We start from the raw sequence: 22,827 nt of genomic DNA, 5'->3' as shown, positions 1-22,827 counted from the left end.
TTTTACTACACCTCTTAATTTTTCTCAGCAACTTTCACAGTAATATGTGAAGTTCTCTTTAAAATACGATTACCACGACCTTTTGCTCTAGCTTCAAAACGCTTCATAGTAGGACCTTCGTCAACAAATACAGTTGAAACAATTAGAGAATCAACATCCATACCATCATTATGCTCTGCGTTAGCGATTGCTGAATTTAAAACCTCTTTAAATAACACCGCCGCTTTCTTATTGCTAAAAGTCAAAAGATTAATAGCTTTTTCTACAGGCAAACCTCTGATTTGATCAGCGACCAACCTACATTTTTGAGCTGAGATTCTTGCAAATTTTAATTTAGCTTGTACTTCCATGTATCCTAACCCCAACTATTTCTTCTTAGCTTTCTTATCAGCCGCATGACCACGGTAGTTACGAGTAACAGCAAACTCACCCAATTTATGACCTACCATTTCTTCAGTCATAAGAACAGGCACATGCTGCTGACCGTTATGTACAGCTATAGTTAAACCTATCATATCTGGCACAATCAATGATCTTCTTGACCATGTTTTGATTGGCTTTTTAGAATTACTTTCTTGCGCTTCAAAAACCTTCTTTAAAAGATGATGATCTACAAAAGGTCCTTTTTTTAATGAACGAGGCACAACTTTCTCCCTAATTACTTACGTTTTTGAACAATCAACTTATTAGAACGCTTATTTTTACGCGTCTTATAACCTTTAGTTGGGATACCCCATGGTGTAACTGGATGTCTACCACCAGATGTACGACCCTCACCACCACCATGTGGGTGATCTACCGGGTTCATAGCCACACCTCTAACAGTAGGTCTTATACCTCTCCAGCGCTTAGCACCAGCTTTACCTAAAGACTTCAAGTTGTGCTCAGAATTAGAAACAACACCAATAACCGCTCTACAATCTAAAAGTACTCTTCTCATCTCACCTGATCTTAGACGAATAATTGCGTAAGCATTATCCTTACCAACCAATTGAGCAAAAGTTCCAGCACTTCTAATCATTTGCGCACCTTTTTTAGGCTTCATTTCGATATTGTGAATAACAGTACCTAAAGGGATATTTCTCAAAGGCATACAATTACCAACTGCAACATCTACTTTTTCACCTGAAACAACAGACATATCTTTCTTTAGACCCTTAGGAGCAACGATATATCTTCTCTCACCATCAGCATATAATACCAATGCAATGTTTGCACTACGGTTAGGATCGTACTCGATTCTCTCAACCTTAGCTACGATATCATCTTTATTTCTCTTAAAATCAACAATACGATAATGCTGCTTATGTCCTCCACCTTGATGGCGAACTGTAATTCTACCAGTATTATTTCTACCAGCTTTACTTTTCTTAACCTCTACCAAACCTTTGAATGGCTTACCTGTATGTAATTCTGTATTCTTTACGCTCACTACGTGGCGACGGCCAGGTGAAGTAGGTTTAGCTTTTTTTATTTCAATCATGATTATAAACCTTCTTTAAGTTACTCTGCACCAACAAAATTGATGTCATGTCCTTCAGCAAGTTTTACATAAGCCTTTTTCCATGCTTTTGTTCTACCCTCAACACGACCAAATCTACGCGCCTTACCCTTAATATTAAGGATATTCACAGACTCAACTTTTACCTCAAAAAGCTTCTCTACAGCACTTTTCACATCCTGCTTAGTTGCAGTTCTAGCTACTTCGAATACTATAGTTGAATTAGCATCTGAAAGACCATAAGTTTTATCAGAAACGTGAGGTCTAACAACTGTTTTTAATAATTTTTCTTGAGAATTCATACTAGCTTCTCCTCTATTTCCTTGATAGCTTGCTTAGTGAAAACTACATTTTCAAAACAAACCAAAGAAACTGGATTAATTTCCACAGAATCACATACTGCTACATTCTTAAGGTTTCTAGAAGATAAGTATAAATTTTCATTAAACTCTTCCACACCAACAACAAAAAGAACATCTTTAACACCTAAAGAATCAACTACTGATTTGAATTCTTTTGTTTTAGGAGTTTCTAATTTCAATGATTCAACCACAGTCATTCTATCTGATCTTACAAGTTCAGATAATATAGATTTAACTGCACCCGAGTACATTTTACGATTTACTTTTTGCTTATAGCTTTTAGGCTTAGCTGCAAATGTAACACCACCCTTTCTGAAGATAGGCGAACGAATAGTACCCGCTCTTGCTCTACCCGTACCTTTTTGTCTCCAAGGCTTAGCCCCACCACCAGATACTTCTGATCTAGTTTTTTGAGCCTTAGTACCTTGACGAGCGCCTGCCATATAAGCAACAACAACCTGATGAATCAGAGATTCATTATAGTCTGCCGCAAAAACTCCGTCTGCAACACCTACTACACCAGCCTCTGCACCAGCTAAAGATTTTATATTTAAGTCCACAACAACTCTCCGGTATAATTAATATTTATCTACTAACTTTTAACAGCTGGAGTAACGATAATATCTCCACCAACTGAACCTGGAATACCACCCTTCAAAAGTAATAAACCATTTTCCGCGTCCACTCTCACAACTTCAAGTGACTGAATAGTAACATTCTCGCTACCTAAATGACCAGCCATCTTCTTGTTCTTAAATACTCTACCTGGAGTCTGGTTTTGACCAGTAGAGCCATGAACCCTATGAGAAACAGAGTTACCATGAGTAGCATCTTGAGTAGCAAAGTTGTGACGCTTAACACCACCTTGGAAACCTTTACCTTTAGATACACCTCTGACATCGACTTTCTGACCTGCTTCGAAAATTGTAGCATCTATAGACGCACCAACCTCATACTCAGAAGCATTATCAATAGCAAACTCCCACAAACCTCTGCCAGGCTCAACACCAGCTTTCGCATAGTGACCTGCTGCAGGCTTGTTTACATTAGAACGCTTCTTAAAACCAGTAGTTACTTGGACAGCATTATACCCATCTGTTTCAGTAGTTTTAACCTGAGTAACTTTATTAGCCTCAACTTGAACAACCGTTACAGGAATAGAAACACCATCTTCAGTAAATATACGAGTCATACCACATTTGCGACCAACTAATCCTAAAGACATTATTATATCCTCTATTATTATTATATTAACTTCGCGATTACGATTGACCGCGAAGACCTAATTGATACTATTTTCGAAAAATTTTCAAAAAAGTAACGTATATATTAGCTTAAACTGATCTGAACATCAACACCTGATGCTAAATCTAGCTTCATTAGAGCATCAACAGTTTTATCTGTAGGCTCTACAATATCAATCAATCTCTTATGAGTTCTGATTTCATATTGATCTCTTGCCTTTTTGTTTACGTGCGGAGAAATAAGAATTGTAAACTTCTCTTTACGAACTGGTAAAGGGATTGGCCCTTTAACTTGTGCCCCTGTTTTCTTAGCCGTATCAACAATTTCTTGAGTAGAAATATCGATAAGTTTATGATCAAAGGCTTTCAATCTAATTCTGATACGCTGATTATTTATAGCCATTTTAAATTTATCCTTTTAATTATGAGTTACGTGATTTTATAATTTCATCTGCAATATTGTTTGGTACTTCTGCATACTTCTTAAACTCCATAGAGAAAGATGCTCTACCTTGGCTCATAGAACGAACATTAGTAGCATAACCAAACATTTCAGCAAGAGGAACTAGAGCGCTAACCACTCTACCACTTGGATTCTCATCCATACCTTCGATTATACCTCTTCTTCTGTTAAGGTCACCCATAACATCACCAAGATAATCTTCCGGAGTCACAACTTCAACCTTCATGATCGGCTCAAGTATACAGGCATTAGCTTTCTTTGCACCCTCTTTAAGAGCCATAGAACCAGCAATCTTAAATGCCATCTCAGATGAGTCAACATCATGGTATGAACCATCAAATAGAGTAGCCTTAACACCAATCATAGGATATCCAGCCAACACACCATTAGTCATTTGCTCTTCGATACCTTTAGCAACAGGACCAATAAATTCTTTAGGTATCACACCACCAACAATCTCATCAACGAACTCAAATATTTTTTCTTCGCCAGCATCATTAGTAGAGACTTCTAAAGGCTCAAACTTAACTACAACATGACCATACTGACCACGACCACCCGACTGACGAACAAACTTACTATTTTGCTCAACAGTTCCGCGAATAGTCTCTCTATAAGCAACCTGTGGGTTACCTACATTAGCTTCAACCTTAAACTCACGTCTCATACGATCAACAATAATATCTAAGTGAAGCTCACCCATACCAGAAATAATTGTTTGACCTGACTCTTCATCAGTCTTAACTCTGAAAGATGGATCCTCTGCAGCTAACTTACCTAAAGCTATAGACATTTTTTCTTGGTCTGCTTTAGTTTTTGGCTCAACAGCAACAGAAATTACTGGCTCTGGGAAATCCATTCTCTCAAGAATTACTGGCTTATCAAGATCACAAAGAGTATCACCTGTAGTTACATCTTTAAGACCGATACAAGCAGCAATATCGCCAGCACGAACTTCTTTAATCTCTTCACGCTTATTCGCGTGCATCTGTACGATACGACCTACACGCTCTTTTTTACCCTTAACAGGGTTATAAACAGCATCACCAGACTTAAGCACACCAGAATAAACACGAATAAACGTTAAGTTACCCACAAACGGGTCTGTAGCAAGTTTAAATGCTAAAGCTGCAAATGGCTCATCATCAGATGAAGATCTAGAAGCTGGCTCACCATCTTCAGTCTCACACTTAATAGCAGGAACCTGGTTTGGAGCTGGCAAGTACTCAATAACACCATCAAGAACTGCTTGAACACCCTTGTTCTTAAATGCAGAACCACAGAATGCTAAAACAATCTCATTCGCAAGAACTCTAGCACGCAAGCCTTGCTTTATCTCAGCATCGCTAAGCTCACCTTCTTCAAGATACTTTTCCATTAGCTCTTCAGAAGCTTCAGCAGCTGCTTCCATCATTTCCATACGAAGTTCTTCAGCTCTATCTTGAAGTTCAGCAGGAATATCAACAAGATCATAAGTAAGACCTTGATCTGCCTCATTCCACATGATTGCCTTCATTCTAATAAGATCTACAACTCCCTTGAAATCTTCTTCTGCACCAATATTCAACTGAACTGGAACAACGTTAGCTTTTAAACGCGTTCTGATTTGGCCACAAACTCTCTCAAAGTCAGCACCTGATCTGTCCATCTTGTTTACAAATACAATTCTTGGAACACCGTATTTGTTAGCTTGGCGCCATACAGTTTCTGACTGAGGCTCAACACCTGATGAACCACAGAACACAACAACCGCACCATCTAGTACACGAAGAGAACGCTCTACTTCAATAGTGAAGTCAACGTGACCCGGAGTATCAATAATGTTTATACGATGCTTATCAAATTGCTGATCCATACCAGACCAGAAAGTAGTTGTCGCAGCAGAAGTAATTGTAATACCTCTCTCCTGCTCTTGCTCCATCCAGTCCATAGTAGCAGCACCATCATGTACCTCACCAATCTTATGAGATAACCCTGTATAGAAAAGGATACGCTCTGTAGTTGTTGTTTTACCAGCATCAACGTGAGCACAGATACCAATATTTCTATATTTTTCTAAAGCTGTATTACGAGGCATTTTCTAATCTCCTATTACCATCTAAAGTGAGCAAATGCTTTGTTAGCTTCAGCCATCTTATGAGTATCTTCTCTTTTCTTGACAGCAGCGCCTCTACCCTCTATAGCTTCTAGAATTTCCGCAGCAACTCTATCACCCATAGTACTCTCTTTTCTCTTACGCGCAGCATCTATAATCCATCTCATACCCAAAGTTTGACGACGTTCTGGTCTAACTTCTACAGGAACTTGATATGTAGCACCACCAACACGACGTGACTTAACCTCTACCATAGGACTAATACTATCTAAAGCCTTCTCAAAAACTTCAACTTCATTAGCAGAAGCATCTTTAGCTTTAATCTTATCAAACGCACCATATACAATCTTTTCTGCAACAGATTTTTTACCATCTAGCATAATATGGTTTACAAACTTAGCAACAACCTGACTCTTAAACTTAGGATCAGGTAGAATATCTCTTTTAGGAGCTCTATTTCTTCTAGACATTTTTACACCTTCTTCAAATGTTAAACTTTAAACACAAATTAAGACTTAGGACGCTTAGTACCATACTTTGAACGACCGTGCTTACGATTATTAACACCTGAAGTATCTAAAGCACCCCTAACAATGTGGTAACGCACACCTGGCAAATCTTTAACCCTACCACCTCTAATAAGCACAACACTGTGCTCTTGCAGGTTATGACCTTCACCACCAATGTAGCTTGTCACCTCAAATCCACTCGTTAATCTTACACGAGCTACTTTTCTAAGTGCTGAGTTAGGCTTCTTAGGAGTTGTAGTATACACTCTTGTACACACACCTCTTCTTTGAGGACACGCCTTTAACGCAGGAACCTTAGACTTAACAACCGATCTCTTGCGAGGGTTGTTCACCAACTGATTTATAGTTGCCATTAGTTATTATTCTCCGTTTTTTATCAGTTTTTTGATTTAAATAGTTTCAAATGCTAAGCACTGGTAGTACCTATGCAAAAATAGCATTAGACAGACATAATAACAAAAAAGCAAAGAAAAGAAAAGAAAAAGTATTATTTATGAGAACTGCCAAAAACAGATTTAAATGCAACATAGAGATAGTTACACATAGAATAAACCGTGAGAATCACCGCTACATAAAGCATCAAAAAGCCCAAAAGAATAAACCAAGTATTAAAGCTAGAGTAATCTAACGAATGTCTAAAATCTATTGCTGGCTTAATTAAGAATATAAAAAGTGCTGCCATCTGAGCCGTAGTTTTGACTTTACCCCACATACCAACTTTGACAACACTACGCTGCCCAAGCTCAGCCATCCACTCTCGCAATGCAGAAACAACAATCTCTCTACAGATCATCACAATTGCTGGAATAGTTGCCCACCAGTATGGGTACATTTCAATAAATAAACAAAGAGCCGTAGCAACAATCAATTTATCAGCAACAGGATCTAAAAAAGCTCCCAACTTACTTGTCTGCTCCCACTTACGCGCTAAATAACCATCCAACCAATCAGTAGCCGCACCCAATAAAAACAATGTAGCTGTAATACCATGATGATGCGGAAATTCAAAATAATAGCACACTACTATGAAAGGAATTAAGGCCAAGCGACCAAAAGTTAAAATATTAGGGATATTAAAAAACATAATACTAAACCCCAGTATGTCCAAATCCTCCAGCAGCCCTAACAGTCTGCTGAGAAAACTCATCTACAACATCGAACCTTGCTTGAACCACAGGAACAATCACAAGTTGAGCAAACCTCATTAAAGGCTCGATCTCTACAATCTCTTGAGAGCGATTAAAGCAAGACACCATCAACTCCCCTTGATAGTCAGAGTCAATAAGACCAGTACCATTACCCAACACCAAGCCTTTTTTATGTCCTAATCCAGATCTTGGCAAAATCATTGCAGCATAATTTGGGTTTGCCACATTAATAGCAATTCCAGTACCTATTAGCTTACATTCACCAGGTTTTAAAAACTCTGCTTGTGATATACACGCCCTAAGATCAACTGCCGCCGAGCCTTCTGTACCATACATAGGTATTTCTTTAACAATCTCTCTATTCAAAATCTTCAATTCTATATTCAAAACAAATCCCCTATATGACAAACACGCCAGCTAAATAACCAAGAGTCACAAAAATAGGCAATGCAGGCATATAACCATCCAACCTATCAAGCACCCCACCATGACCTGGCAATATATTTCCACTATCCTTAACTCCTGCGATACGCTTCATCATACTTTCAAAAACATCTCCAATAACAGACAAAGCAGCTACCAAAGCAGAAATGACAACCATTGATAAATATTCAAAAATGTCCAAATTCATAAATAACAGAAATATTACAGCGATAACCACCGCACAGACCATTCCTCCCAATAAACCCTCGATAGTTTTATTTGGACTCAACCGTGGAAGCATCTTACGCTTACCAATCGCCTTACCTGTAAAATATGCACCACTATCAGCACCCGCAACAACCAATATAAACATAAATATCCATGCAACCGAATTACTGTGAAGCACATATAATGATGCCGCAAATGGAGAAATTGCAAATAATCCAAGTATCAACATTTCATTAACAGATAACGTATCAAATTTTTGACGTTCATATCCGCTAAGTCTATAAATCGCATATAGCCAAAATATAGGAAAAATATACTGAATATAAACAAAGAACTCTGAAACAACAAACAGCACTATCATAAATATCATAAGATAATTTACTGTTTCTTGTTGACCAACCTTTGTAAACTTAAGCCATTCATATGCTGAAAGCATAGCAACCAAAAATACCCCAACACCAAAAAGATAGTCATTTGCATACACAAGTCCTGCAAAAACAAAAACTACTAACAATATCCCAGTTATTATCCTTTCTTTCATATATTCCTCTTTTCAAGTTGTTCGCCACTCTTGCCAAACCTTCTCTGGCGTGAGTAAAAATACTCTTCTGCTTTCTGAAACTCAGACTTTGTAAACTCAGGCCACATAACATCAGTAAAATACATCTCAGCGTAAGATAACTGCCACAGCATAAAATCACTTAACCTAACCTCTCCACTAGTTCGAATAAGCAAATCTACTGGCATCTCACCGGCAATTGTATAACTACCAAAACTATCTTCTGATATATCATCCGGTGCTATCTTACCACTATCCACCTCCGCAACAATAGACTTCACAGCGTGAACAATATCCCATCGCCCAGCATAGTCAACTGCCAGTCTAAGCTGAAGTCCCGTATTACCATCAGTAACCGACTCGCAATGCTCAATCATTTGCACAAGCCTATCTGATAATCTAACCCTATCTCCAATAACTTTTAAAACAACATTGTTTTCATGTAATTTTGGAGTCTTGTCCTTCAAAGTTTTATAAAAAAGATCCATCAAATCAGAAACTTCTTTAGCAGGCCTAAGCCAATTATCTCGACCAAATGCAAAAAGAGTCAACATTTGAATATCATGCTCAATACAATACTCTATAGAAGCATCTACACTGGATATCGAATTTCTATGACCAAATATTCTTGGCTTTAACTTACTTCTAGCCCAGCGCCCATTACCATCCATAATTATAGCAACATGCTTGAGAGCATTTTCCTTAGCCAAGCTCATAACAAGTAAATATAAAGTTTAAACTAGATAAATAATAAGAAAGAATAAAGAGAAATACAAGTTTTATTGAGAAATCTAATAATTAGACCACCATTAGATCTTGTTCTTTTTTAACAGCAAGAGCATCTGCCTGAGCGATCATCTTATCTGTAATTTTCTGAATATTATCTTCTGCTCTTTTAGCCTCATCTTCTGTTATCTCTTTTTCTTTAAGAAGTTCTTTGATGTCACCATTAGCATCACGGCGTATATTTCTGATAGAAACTCTACCACTCTCAGTTTCAGATTTAACAAGTTTAACAAGCTCTTTTCTACGTTCTTCATTAAGCGCAGGCATAGGAACTCTCAAGCTATCACCTAAGTTAGTTGGATTAAGACCTAAGTCAGAAGTTATAATAGCCTTCTCAATCTTGCCTGCAAGACCCTTCTCCCAAGGAGTAATACCTAGCGTTCTAGCATCAAGAACAGTGACATTAGCCACTTGAGTAATTGGCGTAGCAGAACCGTAATAATCTATAGTTACATGAGCTAAAATATCAGGATGAGCTCTTCCAGTTCTAATTTTAGCTAAATCATCGGCTAAAACCTCTAATGTTTTACTCATTCTATTTTCAGCATCTTTTAGAATATCGCTTATCATAAAAACTATTCCTTTTAAAAAAATTAGTTAGTCTAAAGTAACCCAAGTACCATACTTTGAATCAACAACAGCATCAACCAAAGCATTCGGCTGAGTCAAATCAAACACATATATTGGAATACCAAAGTCTCTACACTGGGTAAATGCTCCCAAGTCCATCACACTCAACTCTTTACTAACCACCTCTGAAAAAGTAACTTTATCAAAGCGCTTAGCATCTGGGTATTTATTTGGATCCTTATCATACACACCATCTACAGTTGTAGCCTTTAACAAGGCATCTGCACCAATCTCCACCGCTCTAAGGCTAGCTGTAGTATCAGTTGTAACAAATGGATTACCAGTACCACCTGCAAATATCAAGACCTTACCTTTTAAAAGCTCTTGATTAAATTCATGTGCACTAGCAACTTTTAACAAACCATCAATACCTTTAGCCGAAAAAGCCTCAGCTTCGACTCCCTCGCTGATCAACATATCACGAAGAGCTAAAGCATTAATCATAGTAGCAATCATACCCATAGAATCTGCAGTAGCTCTTCTAATTTTATCACCAAAGTTAGCTCTGCCACCACGAAGGATATTACCACCACCAACAACTATCGCTAGCTCAACACCTGAATTAACAAGAGTTTTGATTTGATTTATGATAGGAGCAGCAGATTCAACACTTATACCAAAACCTTGATCTGCCGATAAAGATTCTCCACTCAACTTAAGAAGAACTCTTTTAAGTTTTGGAGAACTTTGAGAACATTCTAACGAATCATTAGACATATATTAACCTTTAATTTGGCTCATCACCTCTGCTGCGAAGTCTTCTTCTTTCTTCTCAATACCTTCACCAACATCTAGACGGATAAAGTTGATTACTTTCGCACCCTTATCTTTAACTAGTTTTTCAACTAAAATACTAGGGTCTTTAACAAAAGCCTGACCAGTTAAGCTAACTTCACCAGTGAACTTCTTCATACGACCAACAACCATTTTCTCAGCGATTTCTTTTGGCTTACCAGATTGTATAGCAATCTCAACTTGAATAGACCTTTCTTTCTCTACAACATCTGCAGGAACGTCTTCAGGGTTAACATATTGAGGATTAGCAGCAGTTACATGCATAGCAATATCTTTAGCCAATTCTTCATCACCACCCTCTAGAGCAGCAACTACACCAATTCTACCACCATGAACATAAGCGCCTAAATTACTAGCTTCGATAGTCTTAACTCTACGCACTTGAATATTTTCACCAATTTTAGCAATTAGTGATTTACGCGCATCTTCAACAGTTTCACCAGTTGAAGTCTTAGAAGCTAAAACTTCTTCGATAGTCTCTGCCTTTGCTGCATGAGCTGCTTTTACAGCCTCTTGAGCAAACTTCTTGAAAGTCTCATCTCTAGCAACAAAATCTGTCTCAGAATTGATTTCAAGTAGAACAGCTCTACCATCAGCAGCATAAACTTCGATAACACCCTCAGCCGCAACACGTGAAGCTTTTTTGTCAGCCTTTGCTTGTCCAGAAATTCTCATTTCTTCAGCAGCTTTTTCAATATCACCAGCAGCTTCAACTAGAGCCTTTTTACACTCCATCATTCCAGCACCAGTTCTTTCTCTAAGTTCTTTTACTAATTTAGCAGAAATATTTGACATTGTTTTATCCTTGTTTGTTTCTTATGCTTCTGTAGTTTCTTCAGCTTTTGCTTCCACTGCTCTGTCTAAACCTTGAGCATCAATAACAGCATCTGCAAATTTCGTCATGTAGAAAGATATTGACTTAACAGCATCATCATTACCAGGGATGATATAATCAATACCTTCAGGGTTTGAGTTAGTATCTACAATTGATACAACTTTGATACCTAGTTTTTGAGCTTCTTGAATAGCAATATGCTCTTTGTTGCTGTCGATAACAACGATAGCATCAGGTAAGCCACCCATTTCTTTGATTCCACCAAGAACTTTTTCTAACTTTTCAATTGTTCTGATATTTTGAAGCATTTCTTTCTTAGTCAATGAATCTAAAGTACCATCTTCTTTCATCTTCTCTAACTGAGCAAGTCTTTTGATAGATTGTCTAACAGTTTTGTAGTTAGTAAGCATACCACCTAACCATCTATGGCTTACAAATGGCATACCACATCTTTTAGCTTCTGCTTCTATGATATCTTGCGCTTGTCTTTTTGTGCCAACAAAAAGAACTTTACCACCATTAGCTACAGTTTTACCAACAAAGTTAACTGCATCTTGAAAAAGAGGAACTGTTTTCTCAAGGTTTATAATATGTACACCATGGTTAATACCAAAAATGTATTCTTTCATTTGAGGGTTCCAGAAAGCTTTTTTGTGTCCGAAGTGAACACCAGCAGATAACATTTCTTTCATTAAAGACATTTTGATTTTCCTTATTTGGGTTATATCTAGTATCTTAGTTATGCCAAATATCCCTAACAGACACCCTTTGACACAACTTACTAACTTTGAAGATACATGATTTATTAATTAAACATTAGCTCATATATAATACAAGCCGTAAAATTTTATCACACTTAATTTATAAATTACAAAAGGTATTTTATATTTATTTAAAATGCTAAAATGTCCCAAAATAAATTAAAAATAGAGATCAAAAATGATTTCATTAATCGTTGCTTATGATAAAAATCTTGGTATAGGTAAAGAAAATACTCTAGCATGGAAGCTTTCTGAGGATCTAAAAAACTTCAAAAAGATAACTGAGAATAACTATATCGTAATGGGTAGAAAAACCTTTGAATCAATTGGTTGCCCCCTCCCTAACCGTAAAAATATTATCCTAACTAAAGATAAAGATTATAGGCAGGATAAGTGTTTAATAATCAATAATGTTCAAGAAATTCTAAACTTCGCGCAATCAAAACCGCATTATGAGATTTTTATAATTGGTGGCGCACAAATTTACAAAGAGTTTCTAGGACATGCTGACAGGCTATACGTAACCGAAGTAAATACAGAAATGGCTGATCTTGATGCTTTCTTTCCTCAATGGGATAAGTCACAATTCAAAAGGATTGGCTTTAGAGAATATATAAAAGATGAAAAAAATCAGTTTGACTTCACGTTTAGCGTATATGAAAAAATCTCTATCTAATCTTCCGTAAATAAAGCTGTCGATAAGTACCTCTCCGCACTAGATGCAAAGATAACCACTATCAATTTGTTCTCATTCTCAGTACGTTGTGCTATCTCAATTGCAGCCTTCAACGCTGCACCGGATGAAATACCAGCCGGCACGCCTTCTTCACGTGCCACTAAACGAGCATACTCTAAAGCATCCTCATCACTAACCGTAACAATATCATCGATTATAGATGTATTTAGAATCTCTGGAACAAATCCAGCACCTATCCCTTGAATCTTATGCGGACCAGACTTACCACCAGATAAAACAGGGCTAGACACAGGTTCTACTGCTACCGCCTTAAAACTAGATTTCTTGTGCTTGAGAACTTCAGCAACACCTGTAATAGTACCACCCGTACCTACACCTGCAACTAGAATATCTACCCTACCATCGGTATCTTGCCAGATTTCTAAGGCTGTTGAGTTCCTATGCGCTTCTGGATTAGCAGGATTAGTAAATTGACCCAATATAACACTATCTTTTAATTCTTTTAATAAATCATTAGCTTTGGCGATCGCTCCAGCCATGCCCTCTGCCGCAGGAGTTAAGATAAGCTTGGCTCCAAAGTGTTGTATTAACTTCCGTCTTTCAATTGATACAGTCTCTGGCATAGTAATGGTTAGATCATAACCCTTTGCAGCAGCAATAAATGATAGTCCAATCCCAGTGTTGCCCGATGTTGGTTCTATCAAAGTTGTAATACCCGGCTTTATATCACCAGCCTTTTCAGCATTTTCGATAAGATTTAGAGCTACTCTATCCTTAACAGAAGACAACGGATTAAAAAACTCCAATTTAGCAACCAAATTAACTTTTAAACCAAATAACTTCTCTATTTTATGTAATCTAAGCAATGGCGTGTTACCAATGGTTTCAGCAAAATTGTTACATATATTCATATCCATAACCTTTTATTATATTCATACAACAACCTGATGCCATTTTATCTTATTTTAATAGCCAAAACATTGGTTTTATAATAGTATAGTAAAATCAAAACAACGCTTTGGAGTCTTATGATTAAACTAATACGATACTATCAACAACAAGACCCCGCTGCACCAAGCATCCTTGAAACAATATTTGCATATCCTGGACTACACGCAATATTACTTCACAGACCTGCAAATCTACTATGGCGCTGTAAATTGAAATTTTTAGGTAGATTATTATCACACATCACGCGTTTTTTAACAGGAGTCGAAATACATCCTGGAGCAACTATCGGCTCATACTGCTTCATTGATCATGGTATGGGGATTGTAATTGGTGAAACAGCAATAGTTGGAAATTATGTATCTCTGTATCATGGCGTAACACTTGGGTCATCTGGAAATCCAAAGCTCAGACATACAAAACGTCACCCAACAGTTGAAGATGAGGTAATAATCGGAGCTGGAGCTAAAATTTTAGGTAATATAACTATCGGTAAACACTGTCGAGTATCACCAAATAGTGTAGTAATGGAAAGTATGGAGCCGTATACCACTACCTTACCTATACAAACAAAGATAGTTCACCAATCAACTCAAAAAAATTAATTCATCCATGTGAAATAAATAGAACAAACATCTCTTGATGACATAAAAAAAGCCACTCAAGGTGGCTTTTTAATTTGGCATCCCGTAGGGGATTCGAACCCCTGTTGCCGCCGTGAAAGGGCGGTGTCCTAGGCCTCTAGACGAACGGGACTTAAGACTTTTAATCACTGTCTTCAGCGATATGATGTGTATTATAATGACTTTTATAACTTAGTCAAGCCCTTTTGTTAATATTTTTATTTTTTTATGAATTGCATAGTTCTTTTATTGCTCTTTGTAATCTAGATAGTACTTTTTCTTTCCTCAAAAGCTTCAAAGTAATACCAATATCTGGTGACTGGCCTGAGCCAGTGATAGCTATACGCAACGGCATACCAACTTTACCCATACCAACTTCACACTGCTCTGCTGTTGATGCGACTACGTTATGCAAAGTATCTGGATCTTGCCATTGCTCCGCAGATAAAGCTTCGAAATTTTCTAAAAGCTTAATAAATATCTCGCCTGTTGTCGTTTTAACATGCTTTTTGACTGCTTTTTCATCATAGGCGATATCATCACTATAAAAGTAGCTCGATTTCTCTGTAAGCTCTACTAGAGTATCAACCTTTTCTGCCATCACAGCTACAAGCTCTTGAAGATCAGGACCATTAGCAATATCCAAACCTGCTTTGGCAAAATGATATTCAACCTCTGCTCTAATATCTTCAAAGTTAGATTCTTTAATGTAGTGTTTGTTTAACCACTTAAGCTTGTCAAAGTCAAAACGTGAAGGCGAAGCATTGATATGCTCTAAATTAAAAGACTCTATCATCTCATCTATAGAAAAAATCTCTTGATCTCCATGCGACCACCCAAGTCTAACCAAATAGTTAAGTATAGCCTGAGGTAAATAACCATCTTCACGATACTGCATAACATTGACCGCGCCATGTCGCTTAGACAACTTTGCTCCATCTGGACCAAGAATCATTGGAACATGTGCAAACACCGGAACATTAGCATTTAAAGCTTTATAAATATTAATTTGTTTAGGAGTATTATTAACATGATCATCACCACGAATAATATGCGTAATAGCCATATCAATATCATCAACAACCACACAAAAATTATATGTCGGTGAACCATCAGTCCTTTGGATAATCATATCATCAAGTTCATGATTCGAGATTGAAATTCTACCCTTTACAGCATCATCCCAGCTGACAACACCATCTTGAGGATTTTTAAAACGTACTACAAAACCCTCGCCTTCTTGAGGAATATAGCTTGCATCACGGCACTTACCATCATAACCAGTTTTAAGATTATTTGCTTGTTGATGTTCTCTTAGCTCATCTAATCTTTCTTTAGAGCAGTTACAATAATATGCTTTACCTTCTGCTATCAATTGCTTAATAACTTCATGATATCTATCAAATCTTTTCGTTTGATAATAGATCTCTTCATCATTTTTTAGACCAAGCCAGCTCATACCATCTAAAATAGCATCTACAGCAGCTTGAGTAGATCTCTCAAGATCTGTGTCTTCGATTCTTAATAAAAACTTACCGTTATTGTGTCTAGCATAAAGCCAGCTAAAAAGTGCTGTACGTACCCCGCCAACATGTAGAAAACCTGTTGGACTTGGTGCAAATCTTGTTGTAATCATAACAAAATACCTTGAATATAAAATTGCTTAAAGATTAAACTAGAAACGGACTTCTTGCAAGGATTAAAGCAAACGATTAACAAGTGCTAGCATATCTAATCAAGATGCTATTTCTTGAAAAGAATTGCTCACTATAAGATACCACCTTTTATCATTTTGTATGGATCTACCACTTTATTAAACTGCTCTTGTGATAGAAATCCAAGGATTTTATTTGCTTCGGCTAATGATAAGTTATTACTATCAGCGTAATGCGCCATTTTAGAAGCTTTATCATAGCCTATTACTGGACTAAGAGCTGTAACAAGCATCAATGAATTTTTGAGATAAAAATCTATTTTGTCATAATTTGGTGTCATTCCTTCTAAAAGGTATTTTGTAAAGTTTACACAACTATCTGAAATAATCTTAATCGCTTGAATAATATTAAAAATAATCAGGGGTTTGTAAACATTCATTTCAAGATAGCCTGCTGAACCACCGATACCAACTGCAACATCATAACCCATTACTTGAGCTGCTACCATTGCGATAGCTTCACATTGTGTAGGATTAACCTTTCCAGGCATAATGGATGATCCAGGCTCATTCTCAGGAATTAATAACTCATGAAACCCTGCTCTTGGACCACAGCTTAATAAGCGAATGTCATTAGCGATCTTAAATAATGAATTTGCCAAAGTTTTGAGCTGCCCCATAATCGCAACTAAAGCATCATGTGAACCTTGCACCTCGAATTTATTTGTAGCTGTAACAAATGGTAATCCAGTAATATTAGCAATCTGTTTCGCTACTATTTCAGCAAAACCATTAGGCGCATTTAAGCCGGTACCAACAGCTGTTCCACCGAGAGCTAACTCATACACATCTTTTAGAGATTCTTTAATTCTTTGAATATTTTTCTCAAGTAACGCCGCATAGCCTGAAAATTCCTGTCCGAGAGTTAGTGGCACAGCATCTTGCATATGAGTTCTACCAATCTTAGCGATAGCTTGCCAATCGTTGCTCTTTCTTTTTAGATCCTCATGCATGTATTTGAGAGCTGGCAATAATTTCTTATTTATCTCAAAAGCAGTAGCAATATACATCGCACTTGGAAAGGCATCATTTGATGATTGTGACATGTTGACATCATCATTTGGATGAATAGGAGATTTACTACCCTTTTTGCCACCTAGTAGCTCAATCGCTCTGTTTGAGATAACCTCATTGACATTCATGTTTGACTGCGTACCACTGCCGGTCATCCAAACGTGTAGTGGAAAGTGATTATCAAGCTTACCAGAAGTTATCTCATCAGAAACTGTAACAATAATATCTTGCTTATCTGTAGGCAAAATACCCAACTTGTTATTGGTAATTGCTGCTGCTTTTTTGATAATAGCTAAAGCCTTAACAACCTCTATAGGCATCAAATCCTTACCTATAGAAAAATGCTCTATAGATCGCTGAGTTTGAGCGCCCCAATAACATCTGTCATCAACCTTGACTTCTCCAATACTATCAGTCTCTATCCTATACAAAGCCATCACCCACAATGAATATCCTGATAAATCTAAGATAACATCAAAAACACTAAAAACAAACTTAACAAATAGCATAAATAGATCACTATTGAATTTAGCAACTAAAGAATATTAAATATTGCTTATAGGTTAATTATGGATATCAGTTGTCATGGAATTATTTGAGTTTTTGATTGATCCTAACTACAAGTTACTGTTAGTTATCCCAGTAGCAATACTCTATTATGCACTTAACTTTTTATTTGGTGAAACTGAGAAAGTAAATGTCTTTAGCCATCATAAGATAAAAGACATGGCTGAAATAATAGAGAAAATAGACTCTACAACAGACCCTATTGCTAGAGCAGCTTTGTATTTACAATTTAAGATAGATCATAAAAACTTCCTCAAACGAGAATTTTCGATAGTTCCACCGAGATTTAGAGATATTTATTTACTAAATAAACTTACTGAGTATCTTTCTTTTCAAGAGATAAAAAAATTAAACAAACTAAAAGCTATTGTTTTTGATAATAAAAACGATACTTTTTATATTACACCAAGTTCAAAGATCCTAAAGAAAGTAATTACTAGCTTTATCACATTTATATTTTTAACACTGTTAGCATTTTTAGTATTAGTAGTCTTTGACAAAATCATCTATCTAAACTTTGAAATAAAAGGCAACATAAAAATAATGAGATATTTCTATGAAACTATGATCTCAATATTTATGCTATTGATGTATGTAAAAACTTTAAGATCAATTTCACTAATAATATTTCTAAAAAAAGATTTTCCAAAAATAATAGCTAAGTTACCAGAAAATTTTAACTGGAAATGTCCAATTAAAAATAATTCTTAATTTCTTGATAAAATGTTTATTCAATAGTATTAATCTTTTTATTAAGACTACCAACCACTAGAACTTCCTCTGTAGTTCCCATACTATTTTGTTGTGCAAACTGTTCCCATGAAATATAACTATCTCCATACTTGCCTACTAATAGCGCTTGGTCACCTACTTTAACCATCTTATCTTTCGGCTCATCTGTAATATCCACAACAAGCATATTCATAGATGTTTTACCAATAACAGGATATTTGACACCATCGATAATAACTTGCATTTTACTTTTATAAGCTCTTTGAGGGAAACCATAATTATAGCCAGTTCTTAATGTCGCTGTTGTTGATTTTCTATCCGAACGAGTATATTGCTCAGCATCATAGTTAATTGGTGAATGTGGTGGTATGTCTCTCTCAATAATCGCAACTTCTGATCTAAATGATTTCATCACAGGTCGAAGTTCATGCTTAGGATCTTGTAAATCATCAAGATCTTCACCATAAATAAGAGAACCGGCTCTAACCATATCTCTTCTAGCCCAAGGATATTTCGCAGCAGCGCCTGAGTTAGCAACATGCTGTATAGTTCCTTCTGGTAAATCTAGCTGAGAGACCATCTCATCAAACTTTGCTAATTGCTTTTCTGTCGCAGTTTTTGCTATATCCTCACTTTCATAATCTTTAGCAAAATGTGTCATAACTCCAACTACCTTAATGTTTGGTAGTTTCATAGCTTTTTTTATGTCTTCAACTTTTCTAAAAGCCATTCTTCCCATCGCGGTCTCTATATTTATAGAAACTTTTATTATCACTTTCTTACCAAGAATTTCACTCATTTGCTGAGCTGTCTCAGAAATAATCTTTGCTTGCTCATAAGAGCCTATAATCTCTTCGATATCCCATCCATTATTAATGGCTTGGATTAGTTCAGATTTAGTAACAGGAGCTATTCTTAGAGCTGTAATCTCTCTCCCACTTTGCTGAATTTTAGGAGAGATAATCGCAAACTCTTTATTATCAACCGCAGCAATACAATCAACAGCAGGCGAATTGACTGTAGCATCAATCAAATTATCTAACCCATGCCCATAAGCATCTGACTTCATTACAGCACATAATTTGACATTATCTCCAATAATACTCTTCACTACTTTTAGATTATGTTTATATGCTGAAACATCGATTTCAACAAAATTAGGGTTTACGCTAACGATCTTTTCTGAACTATCTCTCATCTGCTCTATATTCTCTGCAGTTGCAAACGATAATCCTGTAAAAACACCAAGCATCGTTACTAAAATCTTTTTTCTCATTTACATATCCTTAAAAATTAATCTTTACAAAGTAATATGATTACAAAAAAATATAAATATCTCTAGATTAAAAAACATTGTTGTATATTTTTGAATCAAATATACTGAGTTAATCTTTTGATAAAACTTCACTTTGAATTATGAATATCGTCGAATATGCTAAAACTCGCTACACTACAAAGGCTTATGACTCAACAAAAAAGTTAACCCCTGAACAAATACAACAAATAAAAGACTTGCTAAGATTCACACCATCAAGTGTAAACTCACAACCATGGCATTTTATCCTAGCGACGTCTGATAAGGCAAAAGCCAAAATTTCAAAAGCTGCTGAAAATATACATCCCAAAAATGTAACAAATATTAAAGATTGTGCTTTGGCTATCGTATTTTGCCTAAAAACAGATATTGATGATAAATATCTAGAGCTACTTCTTGATCAAGAGCGTAAAGATGGTAGATTCCCTACTTCAGATTTTGAGAATATGCAAAGAGACGTACGTAAAAAATTTGCTCTAGCATACAAGGATAAACCCCAAGAATTACAGATTTGGACAGAAAAGCAGCTTTACATTGCCCTTGGTAATATTCTATTAGGATTATCCGCACTAAAGATAAATGCTACACCAATGGAAGGTATCGAGGCTCATATAATAGATGAAGAATTTAATCTTATAGAAAAAGGTTATAAAACATCCGTGGTTGTAACTGCTGGTTATGCTTCAGAAGAAGATTTTAATGCTAAACTACCAAAATCTAGACTACCTGAAGATAAAATATTTACAGAAATTTAGCTTATTACATCCCCACTACAATTTTGATAAAAATATCATTATAGTTGAGAAAACTTTTATGAAAAAAAACCTAGAAAAAATCACATCTCTTGATGATATACGTAAAATTTATCATCGCAGAGTTCCTAAAATGTTTGTTGATTACTGTGAATCAGGCTCATGGCAACAAAAAACTCTAGAGTATAATCAAAAAGATTTTGATAAATACTTTTTTAGGCAAAAAGTACTAACTGATATCCAACATCGATCATTAAAAACCAAAATTCTTGGACAAGAGTACAGCATGCCTTTAGCATTTGCTCCAGTCGGTCTACTAGGAATGCAACATCCAGATGGCGAGATTCATGCTGCCAAAGCTGCTGAAGCATTTGGCATCCCTTTTACACTATCGACAATGTCTATATGCTCTACAGAAGAAGTAGCTAAACATACAACCAAACCATTTTGGTTTCAGTTGTATATGATGAAAGATAGAAAGTTTATGGCAAATCTTATAGCGAGCGCAAAACATGCTGGTTGTAGTGCCCTAGTACTAACTGCTGACCTACAAATGCTAGGTAATCGTCATGCTGACATAAAAAATGGCTTAACAGTACCTCCAAAACCTACTCTTAAAAATCTAATTAACCTAAGTACTAAAACATATTGGTGCTTGAATATGTTAAAAACCAAAAATAGAACCTTTGGTAATATTGCAAATCACGCTGAAAATAAAGGTGGATTTGCATCTCTAGGTAAATGGACAAATGAACAATTTGATTTAAGCCTAAATTGGCATGATGTCGAGTGGGTACAAAAGCAATGGAATGGCCCAATGATTATCAAAGGGATTATGGATACACAAGATGCTATTATGGCTCAAAACACTGGAGCAGATGCTATAGTTGTATCAAATCATGGTGGTCGCCAATTAGATGGAGCACCTTCTAGTATATCCATACTTGAAGAGATAGTTGATGTAGTTGATACAAAGCTTGAAGTTCTAATTGATAGCGGTATTCGTAGTGGTCAAGATTTACTCAAAGCAAAAGCCCTCGGCGCTAAAGCTGGACTAATTGGTAGACCAATGGTTTACGGTCTTGGTGCTTATGGCGAACAAGGTACTTATAGAGTTCTTGAAATCTTCTATCAAGAAATGGATAAAACCATGGCATTTTGCGGTTTCACAGATATCAATAATGTAGATAAATCTATATTAATGAAATAAAAATCATTATTAGCAATGATATCTCGTTTAAAATCTTATAATCATGATCCGAAATCTCTATCTGATAGATTATTTTCGGTTTAAACTACCTTTAAAGTACATTAGGTTCTAATATATGAGTATTTCGCTATCTTTTAGAGATAATTCCCTAAGCTTAGATAAGCTTAAATTACCCTCGCGCTATTATCATTTTAATGAAGAACAAAACTATATTAAGCTTTTAAATATCGGTGAAGGGATTTTTCCAGCAGATAGAATTTCAACAAAAATAAACTTATCAAACTCCGATATAATTATTACTACTGAATCTGCAACAAAAGTATATCCATCAACAAGTAAGTTTGGAATAAGTAACATAAAGATAAACCTAGCTAACTCAAACATAGAATTTATAAATGATGAGTTGATTCTTTATAAAGAGTCTAAATTTTTACAATTATTAAAACTAACAATAGATGAATCATCTACTTTCTTTTATGGAGATATCCTTAGTCACGGAAGAAGCTTTGAAAGCTTTGATTTTAATACAATAGCTATAAAAAACCATTTTTACATAAATGAAGAAATAGAGTATTTAGAAAAATATATAAGATCTGGAAACCAGCTAAAAGCTTATATAAAAAGACATAACTCTAAAAACTCTATCTTTGCAAAAATATATTTACGCTTAAAAAATAATGAAATATTTTTAGAGACTCTAAACTCACAAAACTTAGATAGCTTTGCTTTAACTATGAATAAAAAAATGATTCTTGGTGTTTTAAATGATAAAAACATGGACTCATTAAAAACCAAAGTTTTAAAAGTTTGGGAACTTTATAGAAAAGAGTTAGACAAAGGTAAGTTTAACTTGGGAAAACAGTAACTAAAATTATTACTAATGTTAAGGAAAAGT

28 protein-coding genes and 1 tRNA gene are annotated in these 22,827 nt (G+C 35.8%); 6 read left to right on the top strand and 23 right to left on the bottom strand.

Annotated elements, in window-relative coordinates:
* Positions 1-14: 14 nt before the first annotated feature.
* From rplV to rpsB, 18 genes are all read right to left on the bottom strand, one after another.
* Positions 15-350, bottom strand: coding sequence for a 50S ribosomal protein L22 (gene rplV, locus ACKTR7_RS04310; protein ID WP_407877178.1), 336 nt, complete (start codon positions 348-350; stop codon positions 15-17).
* A gap of 15 nt (positions 351-365) precedes the next feature.
* Positions 366-644 (bottom strand): 30S ribosomal protein S19, encoded by a 279-nt coding sequence (rpsS, locus tag ACKTR7_RS04305; RefSeq protein WP_004286613.1) that lies wholly within the window; start codon positions 642-644, stop codon positions 366-368.
* Positions 645-658: 14 nt separating this feature from the next.
* Positions 659-1,483 carry a 50S ribosomal protein L2 gene (gene rplB, locus ACKTR7_RS04300; protein WP_407877177.1) on the bottom strand — a complete coding sequence of 275 codons (825 nt, stop codon included), beginning with the start codon at positions 1,481-1,483 and terminating at the stop codon, positions 659-661.
* 20 nt (positions 1,484-1,503) lie between these two features.
* The gene (rplW, locus tag ACKTR7_RS04295; RefSeq protein ID WP_200155961.1) at positions 1,504-1,803 is read right to left on the bottom strand and encodes a 50S ribosomal protein L23; all 300 of its coding nucleotides are present in this window, start codon (positions 1,801-1,803) and stop codon (positions 1,504-1,506) included.
* Positions 1,800-2,423: a 50S ribosomal protein L4 gene (gene rplD, locus ACKTR7_RS04290; protein WP_407877176.1), complete on the bottom strand. Its 624-nt coding sequence runs from the start codon at positions 2,421-2,423 to the stop codon at positions 1,800-1,802. Before rplD ends, rplW begins: the two co-directional genes overlap by 4 nt.
* A gap of 32 nt (positions 2,424-2,455) precedes the next feature.
* Complete coding sequence (gene rplC, locus ACKTR7_RS04285) at positions 2,456-3,088, bottom strand: 50S ribosomal protein L3 (RefSeq protein ID WP_407877175.1); 633 nt, start codon at positions 3,086-3,088, stop codon at positions 2,456-2,458.
* Between the two features lie 104 nt (positions 3,089-3,192).
* On the bottom strand, positions 3,193-3,510 hold the full coding sequence (gene rpsJ, locus ACKTR7_RS04280) for a 30S ribosomal protein S10 (RefSeq protein ID WP_004286618.1): 318 nt from the start codon (positions 3,508-3,510) through the stop codon (positions 3,193-3,195).
* 19 nt (positions 3,511-3,529) lie between these two features.
* Entirely contained in the window at positions 3,530-5,647 is a 2,118-nt protein-coding gene (gene fusA / locus ACKTR7_RS04275) for an elongation factor G (RefSeq protein ID WP_407877174.1), read from the bottom strand.
* 14 nt (positions 5,648-5,661) lie between these two features.
* Positions 5,662-6,135 carry a 30S ribosomal protein S7 gene (gene rpsG / locus ACKTR7_RS04270; RefSeq protein WP_407877173.1) on the bottom strand — a complete coding sequence of 158 codons (474 nt, stop codon included), beginning with the start codon at positions 6,133-6,135 and terminating at the stop codon, positions 5,662-5,664.
* A 38-nt stretch (positions 6,136-6,173) separates the two neighbouring features.
* Positions 6,174-6,548, bottom strand: coding sequence for a 30S ribosomal protein S12 (rpsL, locus tag ACKTR7_RS04265; protein ID WP_003035357.1), 375 nt, complete (start codon positions 6,546-6,548; stop codon positions 6,174-6,176).
* A 134-nt stretch (positions 6,549-6,682) separates the two neighbouring features.
* Positions 6,683-7,279 carry a CDP-diacylglycerol--glycerol-3-phosphate 3-phosphatidyltransferase gene (gene pgsA, locus ACKTR7_RS04260; RefSeq protein WP_407877172.1) on the bottom strand — a complete coding sequence of 199 codons (597 nt, stop codon included), beginning with the start codon at positions 7,277-7,279 and terminating at the stop codon, positions 6,683-6,685.
* Between the two features lie 4 nt (positions 7,280-7,283).
* A complete protein-coding gene (gene dut / locus ACKTR7_RS04255) occupies positions 7,284-7,730 on the bottom strand; it encodes a dUTP diphosphatase (protein ID WP_407877171.1) in 447 nt (148 codons plus the stop codon).
* Positions 7,731-7,740: 10 nt separating this feature from the next.
* Positions 7,741-8,535, bottom strand: a complete 795-nt coding sequence (locus tag ACKTR7_RS04250) for a phosphatidate cytidylyltransferase (RefSeq protein ID WP_407877170.1) — start codon at positions 8,533-8,535, stop codon at positions 7,741-7,743.
* The gene (gene uppS, locus ACKTR7_RS04245; RefSeq protein WP_407877169.1) at positions 8,532-9,269 is read right to left on the bottom strand and encodes a polyprenyl diphosphate synthase; all 738 of its coding nucleotides are present in this window, start codon (positions 9,267-9,269) and stop codon (positions 8,532-8,534) included. The genes ACKTR7_RS04250 and uppS overlap by 4 nt, the downstream gene beginning before the upstream one ends.
* Before the next feature lie 82 nt (positions 9,270-9,351).
* Positions 9,352-9,909, bottom strand: a complete 558-nt coding sequence (gene frr, locus ACKTR7_RS04240; protein WP_407877168.1) for a ribosome recycling factor — start codon at positions 9,907-9,909, stop codon at positions 9,352-9,354.
* Between the two features lie 27 nt (positions 9,910-9,936).
* Positions 9,937-10,686, bottom strand: coding sequence for a UMP kinase (pyrH, locus tag ACKTR7_RS04235; RefSeq protein ID WP_407877167.1), 750 nt, complete (start codon positions 10,684-10,686; stop codon positions 9,937-9,939).
* A 3-nt stretch (positions 10,687-10,689) separates the two neighbouring features.
* Positions 10,690-11,559 (bottom strand): translation elongation factor Ts, encoded by an 870-nt coding sequence (gene tsf, locus ACKTR7_RS04230; protein WP_407877166.1) that lies wholly within the window; start codon positions 11,557-11,559, stop codon positions 10,690-10,692.
* Positions 11,560-11,580: 21 nt separating this feature from the next.
* Positions 11,581-12,300 carry a 30S ribosomal protein S2 gene (rpsB, locus tag ACKTR7_RS04225; RefSeq protein WP_407877165.1) on the bottom strand — a complete coding sequence of 240 codons (720 nt, stop codon included), beginning with the start codon at positions 12,298-12,300 and terminating at the stop codon, positions 11,581-11,583.
* A 238-nt stretch (positions 12,301-12,538) separates the two neighbouring features.
* On the opposite strand from rpsB, the gene ACKTR7_RS04220 reads away from it, so the two are divergent.
* Positions 12,539-13,036: a dihydrofolate reductase gene (locus tag ACKTR7_RS04220; RefSeq protein WP_407877164.1), complete on the top strand. Its 498-nt coding sequence runs from the start codon at positions 12,539-12,541 to the stop codon at positions 13,034-13,036.
* On the opposite strand, the gene cysK is transcribed toward ACKTR7_RS04220, so the two are convergent.
* Positions 13,033-13,968: a cysteine synthase A gene (cysK, locus tag ACKTR7_RS04215; protein WP_407877163.1), complete on the bottom strand. Its 936-nt coding sequence runs from the start codon at positions 13,966-13,968 to the stop codon at positions 13,033-13,035. The two genes, ACKTR7_RS04220 and cysK, sit on opposite strands and share 4 nt — an antisense overlap.
* A 117-nt stretch (positions 13,969-14,085) precedes the next feature.
* Here cysK and epsC point away from each other — a divergent pair, with 117 nt between their 5' ends.
* Positions 14,086-14,610, top strand: coding sequence for a serine O-acetyltransferase EpsC (gene epsC, locus ACKTR7_RS04210; protein ID WP_407877162.1), 525 nt, complete (start codon positions 14,086-14,088; stop codon positions 14,608-14,610).
* Between the two features lie 75 nt (positions 14,611-14,685).
* Here epsC and ACKTR7_RS04205 read toward each other — a convergent pair.
* The 3 genes from ACKTR7_RS04205 to fumC form a co-directional block, all read right to left on the bottom strand.
* Positions 14,686-14,761: transfer RNA gene (locus tag ACKTR7_RS04205), tRNA-Glu, on the bottom strand.
* A 93-nt stretch (positions 14,762-14,854) separates the two neighbouring features.
* Complete coding sequence (gltX, locus tag ACKTR7_RS04200; protein ID WP_407877161.1) at positions 14,855-16,264, bottom strand: glutamate--tRNA ligase; 1,410 nt, start codon at positions 16,262-16,264, stop codon at positions 14,855-14,857.
* Positions 16,265-16,395: 131 nt separating this feature from the next.
* On the bottom strand, positions 16,396-17,787 hold the full coding sequence (gene fumC / locus ACKTR7_RS04195) for a class II fumarate hydratase (protein WP_407877354.1): 1,392 nt from the start codon (positions 17,785-17,787) through the stop codon (positions 16,396-16,398).
* Positions 17,788-17,941: 154 nt separating this feature from the next.
* On the opposite strand from fumC, the gene ACKTR7_RS04190 reads away from it, so the two are divergent.
* Positions 17,942-18,634 carry a hypothetical protein gene (locus ACKTR7_RS04190; protein ID WP_407877160.1) on the top strand — a complete coding sequence of 231 codons (693 nt, stop codon included), beginning with the start codon at positions 17,942-17,944 and terminating at the stop codon, positions 18,632-18,634.
* A 16-nt stretch (positions 18,635-18,650) separates the two neighbouring features.
* On the opposite strand, the gene alr is transcribed toward ACKTR7_RS04190, so the two are convergent.
* Positions 18,651-19,931 (bottom strand): alanine racemase, encoded by a 1,281-nt coding sequence (gene alr, locus ACKTR7_RS04185; protein ID WP_407877159.1) that lies wholly within the window; start codon positions 19,929-19,931, stop codon positions 18,651-18,653.
* A 140-nt stretch (positions 19,932-20,071) separates the two neighbouring features.
* On the opposite strand from alr, the gene nfsB reads away from it, so the two are divergent.
* The 3 genes from nfsB (at position 20,072) to ACKTR7_RS04170 (ending at position 22,797) form a co-directional block, all read left to right on the top strand.
* Entirely contained in the window at positions 20,072-20,725 is a 654-nt protein-coding gene (gene nfsB / locus ACKTR7_RS04180; protein ID WP_407877158.1) for an oxygen-insensitive NAD(P)H nitroreductase, read from the top strand.
* Positions 20,726-20,783: 58 nt separating this feature from the next.
* Complete coding sequence (locus ACKTR7_RS04175; RefSeq protein ID WP_407877157.1) at positions 20,784-21,932, top strand: alpha-hydroxy acid oxidase; 1,149 nt, start codon at positions 20,784-20,786, stop codon at positions 21,930-21,932.
* Between the two features lie 115 nt (positions 21,933-22,047).
* The gene (locus ACKTR7_RS04170; RefSeq protein ID WP_407877156.1) at positions 22,048-22,797 is read left to right on the top strand and encodes an urease accessory protein UreD; all 750 of its coding nucleotides are present in this window, start codon (positions 22,048-22,050) and stop codon (positions 22,795-22,797) included.
* Positions 22,798-22,827: the final 30 nt, after the last annotated feature.

This window comes from Francisella sciaenopsi (assembly GCF_045862875.1).
Lineage (GTDB): Bacteria > Pseudomonadota > Gammaproteobacteria > Francisellales > Francisellaceae > Francisella > Francisella sciaenopsi.
This window is presented reverse-complemented; position numbering and strand designations above follow the sequence as displayed.